General features: G+C 58.8%; 9 protein-coding genes. 7 read left to right on the forward strand and 2 right to left on the reverse strand.

From position 1 onward, the window contains the following. Positions 1–5: 5 nt before the first annotated feature. The 4 genes from WC392_08595 to WC392_08610 are packed head-to-tail and all read left to right on the forward strand — an operon-like array spanning position 6 to position 6,320. A complete protein-coding gene (locus WC392_08595) occupies positions 6–2,357 on the forward strand; it encodes an ATPase, T2SS/T4P/T4SS family (protein MFA5242413.1) in 2,352 nt (783 codons plus the stop codon). Positions 2,358–2,359: 2 nt separating this feature from the next. Next, positions 2,360–3,988 (forward strand): HD domain-containing phosphohydrolase, encoded by a 1,629-nt coding sequence (locus tag WC392_08600; GenBank protein MFA5242414.1) that lies wholly within the window; start codon positions 2,360–2,362, stop codon positions 3,986–3,988. 10 nt (positions 3,989–3,998) lie between these two features. Then, a complete protein-coding gene (locus tag WC392_08605; GenBank protein MFA5242415.1) occupies positions 3,999–5,600 on the forward strand; it encodes an AAA family ATPase in 1,602 nt (533 codons plus the stop codon). A 39-nt stretch (positions 5,601–5,639) separates the two neighbouring features. Further along, on the forward strand, positions 5,640–6,320 hold the full coding sequence (locus WC392_08610) for a Crp/Fnr family transcriptional regulator (protein ID MFA5242416.1): 681 nt from the start codon (positions 5,640–5,642) through the stop codon (positions 6,318–6,320). 22 nt (positions 6,321–6,342) lie between these two features. Here WC392_08610 and rimO read toward each other — a convergent pair whose 3' ends face one another. Together rimO and WC392_08620 are read right to left on the reverse strand one after the other, a co-directional pair. After that, entirely contained in the window at positions 6,343–7,668 is a 1,326-nt protein-coding gene (rimO, locus tag WC392_08615; protein MFA5242417.1) for a 30S ribosomal protein S12 methylthiotransferase RimO, read from the reverse strand. Positions 7,669–7,684: 16 nt separating this feature from the next. After that, a complete protein-coding gene (locus WC392_08620; GenBank protein MFA5242418.1) occupies positions 7,685–7,963 on the reverse strand; it encodes a type II toxin-antitoxin system Phd/YefM family antitoxin in 279 nt (92 codons plus the stop codon). A gap of 357 nt (positions 7,964–8,320) precedes the next feature. On the opposite strand from WC392_08620, the gene cas9 reads away from it, so the two are divergent. From cas9 to cas2, 3 genes are read left to right on the forward strand one after another with little or no spacing between them, the layout of a single operon-like run. Beyond that, positions 8,321–11,767: a type II CRISPR RNA-guided endonuclease Cas9 gene (cas9, locus tag WC392_08625; GenBank protein MFA5242419.1), complete on the forward strand. Its 3,447-nt coding sequence runs from the start codon at positions 8,321–8,323 to the stop codon at positions 11,765–11,767. Next, a complete protein-coding gene (gene cas1 / locus WC392_08630) occupies positions 11,754–12,659 on the forward strand; it encodes a type II CRISPR-associated endonuclease Cas1 (GenBank protein ID MFA5242420.1) in 906 nt (301 codons plus the stop codon). The genes cas9 and cas1 overlap by 14 nt, the downstream gene beginning before the upstream one ends. Positions 12,660–12,662: 3 nt before the next feature. Beyond that, positions 12,663–12,995 carry a CRISPR-associated endonuclease Cas2 gene (gene cas2 / locus WC392_08635; protein ID MFA5242421.1) on the forward strand — a complete coding sequence of 111 codons (333 nt, stop codon included), beginning with the start codon at positions 12,663–12,665 and terminating at the stop codon, positions 12,993–12,995. Positions 12,996–13,296 lie beyond the last annotated feature (301 nt).

The raw sequence follows: 13,296 nt of genomic DNA on the forward strand, positions 1-13,296 counted from the left end.
TCATTGTGAACACACCCGCAAACAGCGCAGCCAACATTTCCGAACTGAGCGGCCAGCTCGTTTTCTCGCGCAAGCTGCACGCCGTCACCAACAAGATTCACGCCACCCAGAACATCGATGAAATCATGCTGCAGCTATCGAGCGACATCTGCGCCCTGTTCGGGGCAGACCGGCTGACGCTCTACAGCATCGGTGCGGACAAGACATCGATCAACACCCGGATCAAAACCGGCCTGGGGGCCTTCAAGGATTTCAAGCTGCCCATTTCATTGCAAAGCGTGGCGGGCTATGTGGCGCTCAACAAGGCCATCGTCAATATCCAGGATGTGTATGACGATGAAGAGCTGAAAACCCACCACCCCGGCATCAATTTCCTCAAGGATATCGACCGCAAGAGCGGCTATCGCACCAAGCAGATGCTGGTGGCGCCCATCATCGACGCGGACAGCGGCGAACTGAACGGGGTCATCCAGCTGATCAATGCCCTGTCCGGACAGCCCTTTTCCACCGCTGCGGAAGAAGGCCTGCAGGAGCTGGCCAAGACCCTGTCCATCGCTTTCAGACAACGCCAGCGCATCCGCACCAAATTTGATGCGCTGATCGGCCAGGGCATTATTTCCGCAGCCGAGATCGAACTGGCCACGCGTTCCTCGCATCGTAAAAACAGGGACATCGAAGAGATCCTGCTGGAAGAATTCCAGGTCAAGACCGCCGATCTCGGCCAGTCGCTGGCGGATTTCTATCATGTCCCCTATGAGCCATTCAAATCCGGCCGCATCAAGCCCGACGATCTGCTCAAGAACCTCAAGCGCGATTATGTCGAAGGCAGCCTGTGGATACCGGTCGACGACACCCCGGAAGGCATGGTGATCGTGACGCCGGAACCGGACCGGGTAATCGGCTCGCACGTGGTCAGCAATATCTTCCCCAAGCACAAGCTGGTTTACCGGGTATGCACGCGGCACGATTTCGCCGCCACCCTGGATCAGTTTTACGGCGCCTCCGCCAATCTCGGGTCAATTGACGACCTGTTGTCGAATCTCGACGAGGAAACAGCCGTTGAAAGCACCAGCAGCGAGGAGCTGTCCGCCGCCAGCGACAACGAGCTGGTCAAGCTGGTCAACAAGATCATCGTGGACGCCTACAACCAGGGCGCCTCGGATATCCACATCGAGCCTTACCCCGGCAAGAACAAGACCATGATCCGTTTCCGCAAGGACGGCACGCTGTTCCCCTACATCGAGATTCCGGCCAGCTACCGCTCCGCCCTCCTGGCACGCCTGAAAATCATGTGCGACCTGGATATTTCCGAAAAGCGGAAACCCCAGGACGGAAAGATCATGTTCAAGAAATACGGGCCGCTGGACATCGAGCTGCGCGTTGCGACCATTCCCACCTCGGGCGGCCTGGAAGACGTGGTGATGCGCATCCTGGCCGCGGGCGAACCGATCCCCATCGACAAACTGGGGGTCAGCCCGCACAACCTGGAGCGCCTGAAGAACGTGGTCAGCAAGCCCTACGGCCTGTTTCTGGTGTGCGGCCCGACCGGCTCCGGCAAGACCACCACCCTGCATTCGGTGCTGGGCTACATCAACACGCCCGAAACCAAGATCTGGACCGCGGAAGACCCGGTGGAAATCACCCAGAAGGGCCTGCGCCAGGTGCAGGTCAACCCCAAGGCGGGGATTACCTTTGCGGTGGCGATGCGCGCCTTCCTGCGCGCCGATCCGGACGTGGTGATGGTGGGCGAGATGCGCGACAAGGAAACCGTCGCCACCGGCATCGAAGCCTCGCTCACCGGCCACCTGGTGCTCTCGACGCTGCATACCAACAGCGCGCCGGAAAGCATCGTGCGCCTGCTCGACATGGGCATGGACCCGTTCAACTTCGCCGATGCCCTGCTCGGCATCCTGGCCCAGCGCCTGGGCAAGAGCCTGTGCTCCGCGTGCAAGAAACCCTACACCCCCTCGGCGCAGGAAATCGAATCACTGCTCACGGAATACAGCGAGGAACTGAAAAACACCCCGGACTGGCTCAAGGACCCCGTTGCCGCGCGCAACAACCTGCACCAGTCGTGGCTCAAGACCTACGCTAATGAAAAGGGCGAGCTGCAACTGCACAAGCCGGTCGGCTGCGAAAAATGCAACAAGACTGGCTACAAGGGACGCTTCGGCCTGCACGAGCTGCTGATCGGCTCCGATGCGGTCAAGAAAAACATCCAGGAACATGCCCGTGTCGCCGAACTGACCGTGACCGCGCTGTCCGAAGGCATGCGCACCCTGCGCCAGGACGGCATCGAAAAAGTCCTGCAGGGCATCACCGACATGAAGCAGGTGCGCTCGGTGTGCATCAAATAGCCATGCCGCAGGCCAGCGCCAACCACCTGCTGCAGCGCCTGGACGAGCTCAACGCCATCGGCGTGGCGCTGTCCCGGGAAAAGGATATCAGCCGCCTGCTGGAAGCCATCCTGCTGGCAGCGGTGCGCATCACGCACTGCGATGCCGGCACGCTGTACAGCGTGGGCGAGGACGATGCGCTGCACTTCGAGATCGTGCGCACCCAGTCGCTCAACATCGCGCTCGGCGGCACTACCGGCAAGCCGGTTCCGTTCCCGCCGGTGCCGCTCCACGCTCCGGACGGCCAGCCCAACAACAGCAATGTGGTGGCCTACGCGGTGCTGCACGACAGAACGGTCAATATTGCCGACGCCTACAGCGAACAGGGCTTCGATTTCTCCGGCACGCGCAAATTCGACAGCGCCAACCACTACCACTCCAAATCCTTCCTCACCGTGCCGATGAAAAACCATGAGGGCAGGATCATCGCGGTGCTACAGCTGATCAATGCCCTGGCCCCGGAGAGCGGCGAAATCTCTTTCTTCTCCAGGCCGGACCAGCACCTGGCGGAATCGCTGGCTTCCCAGGCCGCCATCGCCCTCACCAACCGGGCGCTGATCAACCAACTGGAAGACCTGTTCGAATCCTTCATCACCCTCATCAACATCGCCATCGACGAAAAATCGCCCTACACCGGCGGACACTGCGAACGCGTGCCGGTGCTCACCATGCTCCTGGCCGAAGCCGCCAGCAAGGCCACCAGCGGCCCGCTGGCCGGTTTCCGGATGAGCGCCCAGGACCGCTACGAGCTCAAGATTGCCGGCCTGCTGCACGATTGCGGCAAGATCACCACGCCGGTGCATGTGGTGGACAAGTCCAGCAAGCTGCAAACCCTGTTCGACCGGATACACCTCATCGACACCCGTTTCGAGGTGCTGAAGCGCGATGCCGAAATCGACATGCTGAAGCACAAACTGGCCGCGCTGGAAAATGGCGCGAGCGACACAGCACAGATCGAAGCCGCCTGGCGCGAACGCAGCGCGCAGCTCGACAGCGACCGCGAATTCCTGCGCAAGGCCAATATTGGCGGTGAATTCATGGCCCCGCCGCTGCAGCAGCGGGTGAAGGCTATCGGCGCCTACCGCTGGATCAATGAAACGGGGCAGGAGGCTGATTTTCTGTCCACGGATGAAATCCACAACCTGAATATCGAAAAAGGCACGCTCACCGCCGAGGAGCGCGAAATCATCAACCATCACGTCGTTTCAACCATAAGCATGCTGGAAGCGCTGCCCTGGCCGAGCCATCTGAAACACGTCCCGCAATATGCAGGCGGCCACCACGAACGCATGGACGGCAGGGGCTATCCCAAAGGCCTGAAAGGCCCGGACATGCCGGTGCAGGCGCGCATCATGGCCATTGCCGACATTTTCGAGGCGCTCACCGCCAAGGACCGGCCGTACAAGGAGGGCAAGAAACTGAGCGACGCCCTGGCCATCCTCGGCCGCATGAAGCAGGAACAGCATGTGGACCCCGACCTGTTCGACATCTTCATCCGCGACCAGGTCTATCTCCAGTACGCCCGTGATTATCTTGAGGACAGCCAGATCGACGAAGTGGATGTCGGCAAGATTCCGGGGTATTTGCCCTGAGATACGGGATATGGCTGAGAATAGCCAGTCAGCCCTGATCCGGGCGCTGCTCGACCCAGGATGCTACGACCATCCGGTGGCAGCCGTCGAACTGATCGAAACCCATATTTCCTGGGTGCTGCTCACCGGAAGCCATGCCTACAAGATCAAGAAGGCCGTCAATCTCGGTTTTCTCGATTTCAGCACGCTGGAAAAACGCCGCTTCTATTGCCAGGAGGAGCTGCGCCTCAACCGCCGCTTTGCTCCCCGGCTGTACCTGGACCTCATCCCCATCAGCGGCACGCCGCAACAGCCTGTCCTCAACGGCGGCGGCGCGGCCATCGAATACGCCGTCAAAATGCGCCAGTTTCCGCAGCAGGCCCTGCTCGACCGCATGCTGGAAAACGGACAGCTCGGCCCTGCCGAAGTGGATGAAGTGGCGCGCGAAGTGGCGCGCTTTCACGCCATGATTGCCGCCGCCCCGCCTCCGGCCGAATTCGGCACAGCCGCAGCCATCCAGCAGCCGGTGCTGGAAAACTTCGCGCAGATCGCCGAAAGTACAAAGGACCGGCCGGAAGGAAAATTGCTGGCTGCCCTGGAATCATGGAGCAGGGCGGAATTCACGCGGCTGCGCGAAGAACTGGCCACCCGCAGGGAGAAAAATTACATCCGCGAATGCCACGGCGACCTGCATCTCGGCAACATGGCCCGGATCGATGGCGCGGTGACGCTGTTCGACTGTCTCGAATTCAACCCCAACCTGCGCTGGATCGACGTCATGAGCGATGCCGCCTTCGTGATCATGGACCTGCACGACCACGGACGGCCCGATCTGGCACAGCGTTTCCTCAACCGCTATCTGGAACACAGCGGCGACTTCAGCGGCCTTCGCGTACTAAACTACTACCTCGTCTATCGCGCCATGGTGCGCGCCAAGGTGGCCTGCATCCGGGGCTGCCAGACAGACCTCGACGAGCAGCAGCAACAGCTTGCATGGGAGCAGGCGCGAAGCTATCTGGCCCTGGCCAGCCGCTTTACCCGGCCTTCCCGCCCCTGCTTGCTGATTACCCATGGCTATTCCGGCTCGGGGAAAACCACGGCAGCTCAATACTTGCTTGAACACAGCAACGCCATCCGCGTGCGCTCGGATGTGGAACGCAAGCGCCTGTTCGGGCTGGCGCCGCAGCAACGCAGCCAGTCCGGGTTAAGCAATGGGATTTACAGCCCCGATGCCCATACCCAGACTTACCGGCATCTCGAACAGGTGGCGCGGGAAATTGTGCAGGCGGGTTTCCCGGCGATCGTCGATGCGGCCTTTCTGCAATTCGCCGAGCGCCAGGCATTCCGGACCCTGGCGGAAACCTTGCAAGTGCCCTTCATCATTCTCCATCTTCAGGCAGATGAGATCACCTTGCGCCAGCGCATTGACGGCCGTCAGGCAATGGAAAAGGATGCCTCGGAAGCCACGCTACAGGTGCTGGACCTGCAACTGCGGAGCAGCGAAGAACTGACAGCAGGAGAAGCTGCCTCGACCTGGAAAGTGGACACCGGACACCCCGAAACGGCCAGCGCCGTACTGCAAAAGCTGGCCCGGCAGCTCATGGACAATCCCGACAAGATCTGTCAGGATTAAGCTTTTTTATACCGCCCAGTTTGAATCAGGACACCAAATATGACCGCTGAACAATTTTCTCCCGAACAACGCATCCTGCGCGTCATGCGCAAAGTGCTGGCCAGTGTGGTCAAGGATGTCACGCCGCAGGACGGCATGGACAACCCCCTCACCGACCGCACCATCGAAGATATCCGCGATATTTTCGGCATGATTTCCTCGCGCGAAAAGGAGTTGCTGGAAGCCTTCGGCCAGGCCACCGGCGACCGTCCCTTCTACGCGGGCGAAAAGCCTGGCGCCAAGGTCATTCCTATCAGCATAGGAAGCCTGAAAGATACTCGCAAGAAAACCGAATCCACCAACCCACTCGCTGAAACCCCCCTGTTCCGGGATGTAAACCTCGAAGCAATGGAGGATTTGCTGGATGCCTGCCCGGTATATGAACTGAAAGCGGGTGAAGCACTGCTGGCCGCAGGAGAAAAGAACAACGTGACCTATCTGGTGCTGAACGGACACCTGCAGGCCGACCTTGGGACAGCGGATGCCCCCCGCATCATGAATTTCGAACCCAGGCAGACCATCGGGGAAATCTCGGCGCTGGGCGAGAGCACCATGTCCGCCCCGGTCGTCGCCACGGAACAAGCCGTGGTGCTGGCGATCCATCCCGACACCCTGTGGGCGATGATGGAAATCGATGCCGTACTGGCGCGCAATATCCTGGGCCTGCTGGCGCAGCGCTAATTGAGCAGGGGGTGAGAAGTCCTCACCCCTGCACCCGCTCACCCCACAAATCGTGCTCATCCGCATCCACGATTAAAACCTGAACAAAATCGCCCGGCTTCAATCCTTCACTCCCTTCCACGTACACCAGACCATCGATCTCCGGCGCATCGGCCATGCTGCGGGCGACCACGCCTTCTTCATCCACCTCGTCCACCAGCACGGTCAGGGTCTTGCCGATCTTGCCGGCCAGGCGTTCGGTGCTGATTTGCGCCTGCAATTCCATCAGGCGCGCCTGGCGTTCCAGCTTGACTTCCTCCGGCACCTGGCCGGGCAAGGCATTGGCCGCCGCGCCTTCCACCGGTGAATAGGTGAAACAGCCAACGCGATCGAGCCGCGCTTCGGCGATGAAATCCATCAGCTGCCGGAATTCGTCCTCGGTCTCGCCGGGGAAGCCGGTGATGAAAGTGCTGCGCAGCGTGAGGTCGGGGCAGATTTCGCGCCATTTCCTGATGCGCGCCAGATTGCTGTCCTGATTGCCGGGCCGCTTCATGGCGCGGAGCACGCTCGGGCTGGCGTGCTGCAAGGGGATATCGAGATAGGGCAGAATTTTTCCTTCCGCCATGAGCGGAATCACCTCGTCCACATGCGGATAGGGGTAAACGTAGTGCAGCCGCACCCAGGCACCGAGATCACCCAGCGCCCCCGCCAGTTCGGTCATGCGTGCCTTGAGCAGCTTGCTCTGCCAGAATTCGGCGCGGTATTTCAGGTCCAGCCCATAGGCACTGGTATCCTGCGAGATCACCAGCAATTCCTTCACCCCAGCCTTGACCAGCTTTTCCGCCTCGCGCATCACTTCGCTCACCGGACGGCTCACCAGATCTCCACGGAAGGACGGGATAATGCAAAAAGTGCAGCGATGGTTGCAGCCTTCCGAGATTTTCAGATAAGCGTAGTGCCTGGGCGTGAGCTTGATGCCCTGCTCCGGGATCAGGCTGGTAAAAGGGTCGTGCGGCTGCGGCAGATGTTCATGCACCGCGCTCATCACTTCCTGCAAGGCATGCGGGCCGGTCACCGCCAGCACGCGCGGATGTTTCTCCATGATCACCTCGGGCCGCGCGCCGAGGCAGCCGGTGACGATCACCTTGCCATTCTCCGCCAGCGCCTCTCCGATGGCGTCGAGCGATTCCTCCACCGCCGCGTCGATAAAGCCGCAGGTATTGATCACCACCAGGTCGGCGGACTCGTAGCTGGGCGAAATCTCGTAGCCCTCGGCGCGCAGCTGGGTGAGAATTTGCTCAGAATCCACCAGCGCCTTGGGGCAGCCGAGCGAAACGAAGCCGATTTTTGGGGATTTGGATTTAGGCATAAGTCACCGTGACGATTCAGGATTGTGGTTCAGGTCGGCTCGACGTTCGGAAATTGGCGCCGCCCAGAAACAACGCGGCCACTTCGGCATTGCTGGCGTCGATATCATCAGGCACCTCGAAGACGCCCTTGGCCACACCGATGCGCTGGACAGGCAGCGAAGTCCCAATGGGAACAAGTTTGGCCACCGGCCGCCCGTTACGGGCAATGATAATTTCACGCTCCACGCCTTGCTCAATGGATTCCACCAAACGAGAAAGACTGGATTTGGCTTGCAGCATGTTTACGGCGCGCATTGATAACCTCCATTAAAATACAGGTAATTAAACTAGTCTGGCTAACCCCTGTTGTCCAGCATCTCACGTCAGACAAACCACAGCTTGGGTGCGTCATTGAGCCGACAAAAAAGGGGGCTCATTATCAAGAAACAGTTCACAAGAACCATTGCCGCAGCCCCATTTCGACTGCTTCAACTCACCAATATCTCATTGCAGCCATGCCAAATGAGAGCGTATTCTTGCATTCCATCCACATAAAATAAAAGCCCGGTGGGTTTCCCCACCGGGCGGATACAGAATCTTTCGATTCTTTATTGTAGCAACGGCTCTCACCCCGGATGAACTACAACAACTGCATTATCAGGGAGAATTTGCATGGCAGGCAAGCAGAAAAATTTGGGTGCGCTCACCTTTGGGCTGGATATCGGCATCGCCTCGGTGGGGTGGGCCGTTCTGGCCGAAAATCGCATCGTTGATCTCGGCGTGCGCTGCTTCGACAAGGCAGAAACAGCCAAGGAAGGCGAATCACTCAATCTCGCAAGACGCGCTGCCCGCCTGTTGCGTCGCCGTCTGCGTCGCCGTGCATGGCGGCTGACCAAATTGGCGCGGTCGCTCAAGCGCGAAGGGCTGATCGCCGATGGCGATTTTTTCAAGAAACAGCAGCCATTCACACAATCACTGTGGCAACTGCGCGTGGAAGCGCTGGATCGCCGCCTGAGCGACGAAGAATGGGCGCGTGTTATCTACCATCTTTGCAAGCATCGCGGTTTCCACTGGATCAGCCGTGCCGAGGAAAAAGCGGCGGAAGGCGACAGCAAGGGTGAAGGTGGAGCAGTCAAGAAAGGTCTGGCAGGCACCAAGAAGCTGATGCAGGAGAAAAGTTACCGCACTGCCGCCGAGATGGTCATTCATGAATTTCCCGATGCGCAGCGCAACAAGCGCGGCGACTACAGCAAGGCGCTGTCCCGCGAATTGCTGAATGAAGAAGCGAAAAAACTATTCCAGCGCCAACGCGAACTCGGCAACACTCATGCGAGCACTGAACTGGAAACCGCCTTCCTCGGCAACGGCGACAAGAAAAGCGGGCTGTTCTGGGCACAAAAGCCTGCGCTGGCTGGCAAAGATCTGCTGAAGATGCTGGGGCATTGCACCTTCGAAAAAGAGGAGTACCGCGCTCCCAAAGCCAGCTTCACCGCCGAGCGCCACGTCTGGCTGACCCGTCTCAACAATCTGCGCATCGTGGTGGATGGCGAGACCCGCCCATTGAACGAGCAAGAGCGACTTGCCGCCCTGCCGCTGCCTTACAGCCAGGCAAGCGACCTTACCTACAAGCAGTTGCGCAATGCCCTGGTGAAAAGCGGATATTTGCCGGATTCGTTTCGCTTTGCTGGATTGTCCTACCCCAGCAAGCGACAGGAAGAAGCTGAAAAAGCCAAAGACCCGGAAGCAGAAAGACTCATCAAACTCCCGGCCTGGCAAACCTTGCGCAAGACGCTCAAGGATGCCGGACTGGAAGCGGAATGGCAGCAAATCTCGGTTGCGGCGCTGGATGGCAAGCCAGAACTGCTCGATCAGATAGCCAGGGTGTTAAGTGTATATAAAGACGATGCTGAGGTAGAAGCCGAGTTGAACAAACTGCCCATGCCCAATGCGGCCAGGATAGTGGATGCCCTGCTCGATATCCGTTTCGACAAATTCAGTAACCTTTCGCTCAAGGCACTGCGCAAGATTGTTCCGCACATGGAAACAGGTCTGCGCTACGACGAAGCCTGCCTGCGGGCGGACTATCACCACAGCCAGTTGCACAAAGTCGGCGAAGGCGAACATAAATACCTGCCGCCGTTCTACGCTGGGCGTGACAAAGATGGTCGACTGAAATTCAACGAGGACATGGACATCCCGCGCAACCCCGTGGTGCTGCGCGCGCTCAATCAGGCGCGCAAAGTGGTGAATGCGCTCATCCGCGAATATGGCTCGCCGCACGAAGTGCATATCGAAATGGCACGCGACTTGTCGCGCCCGTTCGATGAACGCAGGGAGGTCAAAAAGGCGCAGGATGAATTCCGTGAGCGCAACGACAAGGACAAAGCCATTTTCGCCAGCGAGTTCAGTATTGTCGGCGCAGTCAAAGGCAAGGATTTCGAGAAATTCCAGCTCTACCGTGAACAGCAGGGCAAGTGCACCTATTCGCTGGATGCAATGGACATCAACCGGCTATTCGAGCAGGGCTATGTCGAAATAGACCACGCCCTGCCCTATTCGCGCAGTTTCGACGACAGCAAGAACAACCGGGTGCTGGTGCTGGCACGCGAGAACCGCAACAAGGGCAACATGACACCCTACGAATATCTGGGTGGCAAGGAAAACAGCGAACGCTGGCATCAGTATGAAAATTTCGTCAACACCAACAAAACCTATCGACAGGCCAAACGCAACCGCCTGCTCAGGAAGGATTTCGGCGAAATGGAAGCGCGCGACTTCATGGAACGCAACCTCAACGACACGCGCTATATCTGCCGCTTCTTCAAAAATTACGTCGAGCAATATCTGCAACTGCACGAGGCCAGCGAGGCGAAGCGCTGCGTGGTGCTTAGCGGCCAGATGACCGCCTTCCTGCGCGCCCGCTGGGGGCTGATGAAAGTGCGCAGCGACAGTGACCGCCATCACGCGCTGGATGCCGCAGTCGTCGCTGCGTGCAGTCACGGCATGGTCAAGCGCCTGTCTGATTACTCGCGGCGCAAGGAACTCGAACAGGTTCGCAAAGGCTTCGTGGATATGGAAACAGGCAAGATCGTTAATCCGGCCATGTTCGACCAGTTGGAGCAGCACTTCCCCAGACCTTGGGATCACTTCCACCAAGAGCTCGAAGCACGCCTGAAAATTGACGAACCCGCTCTATTGCGCACCGAAATGGAAAGACTGGGTTCTTACTCGCCAGAAGCGCTGGCCGGATTGCGCCCGCTGTTCGTCTCGCGCGCCCCGCAGCGGCGCAACAGCGGCGCGGCGCACAAGGAAACCATCTATGCCCAGCCGGAAAGCCTGAAGGCGCAAGGCGGTGTCACCCAGAAAGTCGCCGTCACCAGCCTCAAGCCTGCCGATGTGGACAAACTGATCGACCCTCACCGCAATGAAAAACTTTATGCGGCCCTGCGCGATTGGCTCCAGAAACGCGACGAGCGGGAAAAGCGCGCCAAGGAAATCGAAGCCAGCGCCGGACGTGGAAAAGACAAGCGCCCCCTGACTGCCGATGAACATGCCGAAATCGAACGCCTGCGCGCCCTGCCGCGCAAGCCGGACAAGAACGGCAACCCCACAGGCCCCATCGTGCGCACGGTAACGATGGTGATCGACAAGCTTTCCGGCATCCCGATTCGCGGCGGCATCGCCAAGAACGACACCATGCTGAGGGTGGATGTATTCACTAAAGCCGGTAAGTTTTATCTTGTGCCAATTTATGTGTATCACGCAGTTGCAAAAGAGTTGCCAAACAGAGCTGCAACAGCGAATACACCGAGAGATGCATGGACATTGATTGATAGTAACTACCAGTTCTACTTTTCCCTGTACCCGAATGATTTGATTAGACTAAAAAATAAAGGGGCAGATTATTTCGGATATTTTGCTGGGGTAGGTGTCACGACTGCCAGCCTATCAATCAAATCGCATGACAACAATCAAGCGATAGCTACAGGCAAGGCTTGGCAAGGTACTTGGGTTAATTTGGGGGTGAAAACTGGAATCCAATGCTTCCAGAAGTTCAACGTCGACGTCCTCGGCAACATCTATCCCGCCCCGCCGGAGCAACGCCATGACCTGGCGTAGCGTCGTCATTTCCCGCCCAGCCAGGCTACGGCGCGAACAATTCCGGCTGGCGGTGGAGCAGGAACAGACCGCCTTCGTGCCCTTCGAGGACATCGCGGTGATCGTGCTCAATCACCGCGAAATCACTCTCACCCATCCGGTGCTTTCGGCCTGCGGCGAATATGGCATCAGCCTGTTCGCCACGGGCGACACGCATCACCCCAGCGGCGTGTTCCTGCCTTTTCTGTCGCACTCGCGTGCCACGCGCTGGCTGCGCTTGCAGCTCGATTTGCCGCGCCCGGTCGCCAAGCAAACCTGGGCCGCCATCGTGCGCAAGAAGATCACCAACCAGGCCGCCTGCCTGCGCATGGCCGGACGCGAAGACGCTGACAGACTGGATTCCTACGCGCGGCGGGTGCGCTCCGGCGACGCGGGCAATCTGGAAGGTCAAGCGGCCTTCTTCTACTTTACCCGGCTCTTCGGCAAGGATTTCCGCCGCGATCAGGCGCGCTTCACCAATGCCGCGCTGGATTATGGCTATGCGGTGCTGCGCGGCACGATTGCGCGCGGGCTGGTAGCGCATGGGCTGCTGCCTTCTATTGGCTTGTTCCATGCCAGCGAACAGAATGCCTTCAACCTCGCGGACGACGTGATCGAACCTTTCCGCCCGCTGGTGGATTTGTTTGTTTTCAAAATGATGCCGAAAGTCGACAATGAACTGCACCCCGAGGACAAGGCCGCGCTGGTGAGCCTGCTCAATGTAGATGTAGGCATGCCGCGCGGCAAGATGTCCGTACTTTCTGCCATCGAACACATGATAGAAAGCCTTGCCCGCATCTACGATGGCGGCAGCGAAACCCTGCTCGAACTACCGGGTATCACCGGACTGGAACAACACCGACTGGAGTGTTGAGCCATGAGCATAGAAACAAGACGATTCATGCGACTGCTCGTATTCTTCGATCTCCCTGTCGTCACCAAGGCGGAGCGCCGTGCTTATACCGTGTTTCGGCGCTTCCTCATCAACGACGGCTACGACATGATCCAGTTCTCGGTATATGGACGAATCCTGAACGGCAACGACGCGCTGGAGAAACACTACAAACGCCTGGTGGACAACCTGCCACCCGCAGGCTCGGTGCGCTGCCTGAGCGTGACCGAAAAGCAATTCGCCAGCATGAAACTGCTCGTCGGCCTTCCGCTTTTTCAGGAAAAAGCCGTCAAGGTCAACCAGATGTTGCTGTTCTAAAGCCCTATTTAGAAAGCACAACACCCGCCCAGCCTAGGCTGGGCGGGTGTTTGCGTGAGGGCTAGTGTAGTGCATCCGGGGTGAGAGAGGGAGCTACAACCCGCCGGGGTTCATTGCCGACGGACTGCTAAGTGTAGTGCATCCGGGGTGAGAGAGGGAGCTACAACGCATCCCACTGACTTCCGGTAGGTGTTCCCAGTGTAGTGCATCCGGGGTGAGAGAGGGAGCTACAACAGTCAAACCATTCACACGATTGAAGGGGTCAGTGTAGTGCATCCGGGGTGAGAGAGGGAGCGACAAC

The organism is Sulfuricella sp. (genome assembly GCA_041651995.1).
Taxonomy (GTDB): domain Bacteria; phylum Pseudomonadota; class Gammaproteobacteria; order Burkholderiales; family Sulfuricellaceae; genus Sulfurimicrobium.

Coding starts and splice junctions, on each gene's coding strand:
- WC392_08600 (MFA5242414.1), top strand. CDS start 2,360: ATGCCGCAGGCCAGCGCCAACCACCTGCTGCAGCGCCTGGACGAGCTC.
- WC392_08605 (MFA5242415.1), top strand. CDS start 3,999: ATGGCTGAGAATAGCCAGTCAGCCCTGATCCGGGCGCTGCTCGACCCA.
- WC392_08610 (MFA5242416.1), top strand. CDS start 5,640: ATGACCGCTGAACAATTTTCTCCCGAACAACGCATCCTGCGCGTCATG.
- rimO (MFA5242417.1), bottom strand. CDS start 7,668: ATGCCTAAATCCAAATCCCCAAAAATCGGCTTCGTTTCGCTCGGCTGC.
- WC392_08620 (MFA5242418.1), bottom strand. CDS start 7,963: ATGCGCGCCGTAAACATGCTGCAAGCCAAATCCAGTCTTTCTCGTTTG.
- cas9 (MFA5242419.1), top strand. CDS start 8,321: ATGGCAGGCAAGCAGAAAAATTTGGGTGCGCTCACCTTTGGGCTGGAT.
- cas1 (MFA5242420.1), top strand. CDS start 11,754: ATGACCTGGCGTAGCGTCGTCATTTCCCGCCCAGCCAGGCTACGGCGC.
- cas2 (MFA5242421.1), top strand. CDS start 12,663: ATGAGCATAGAAACAAGACGATTCATGCGACTGCTCGTATTCTTCGAT.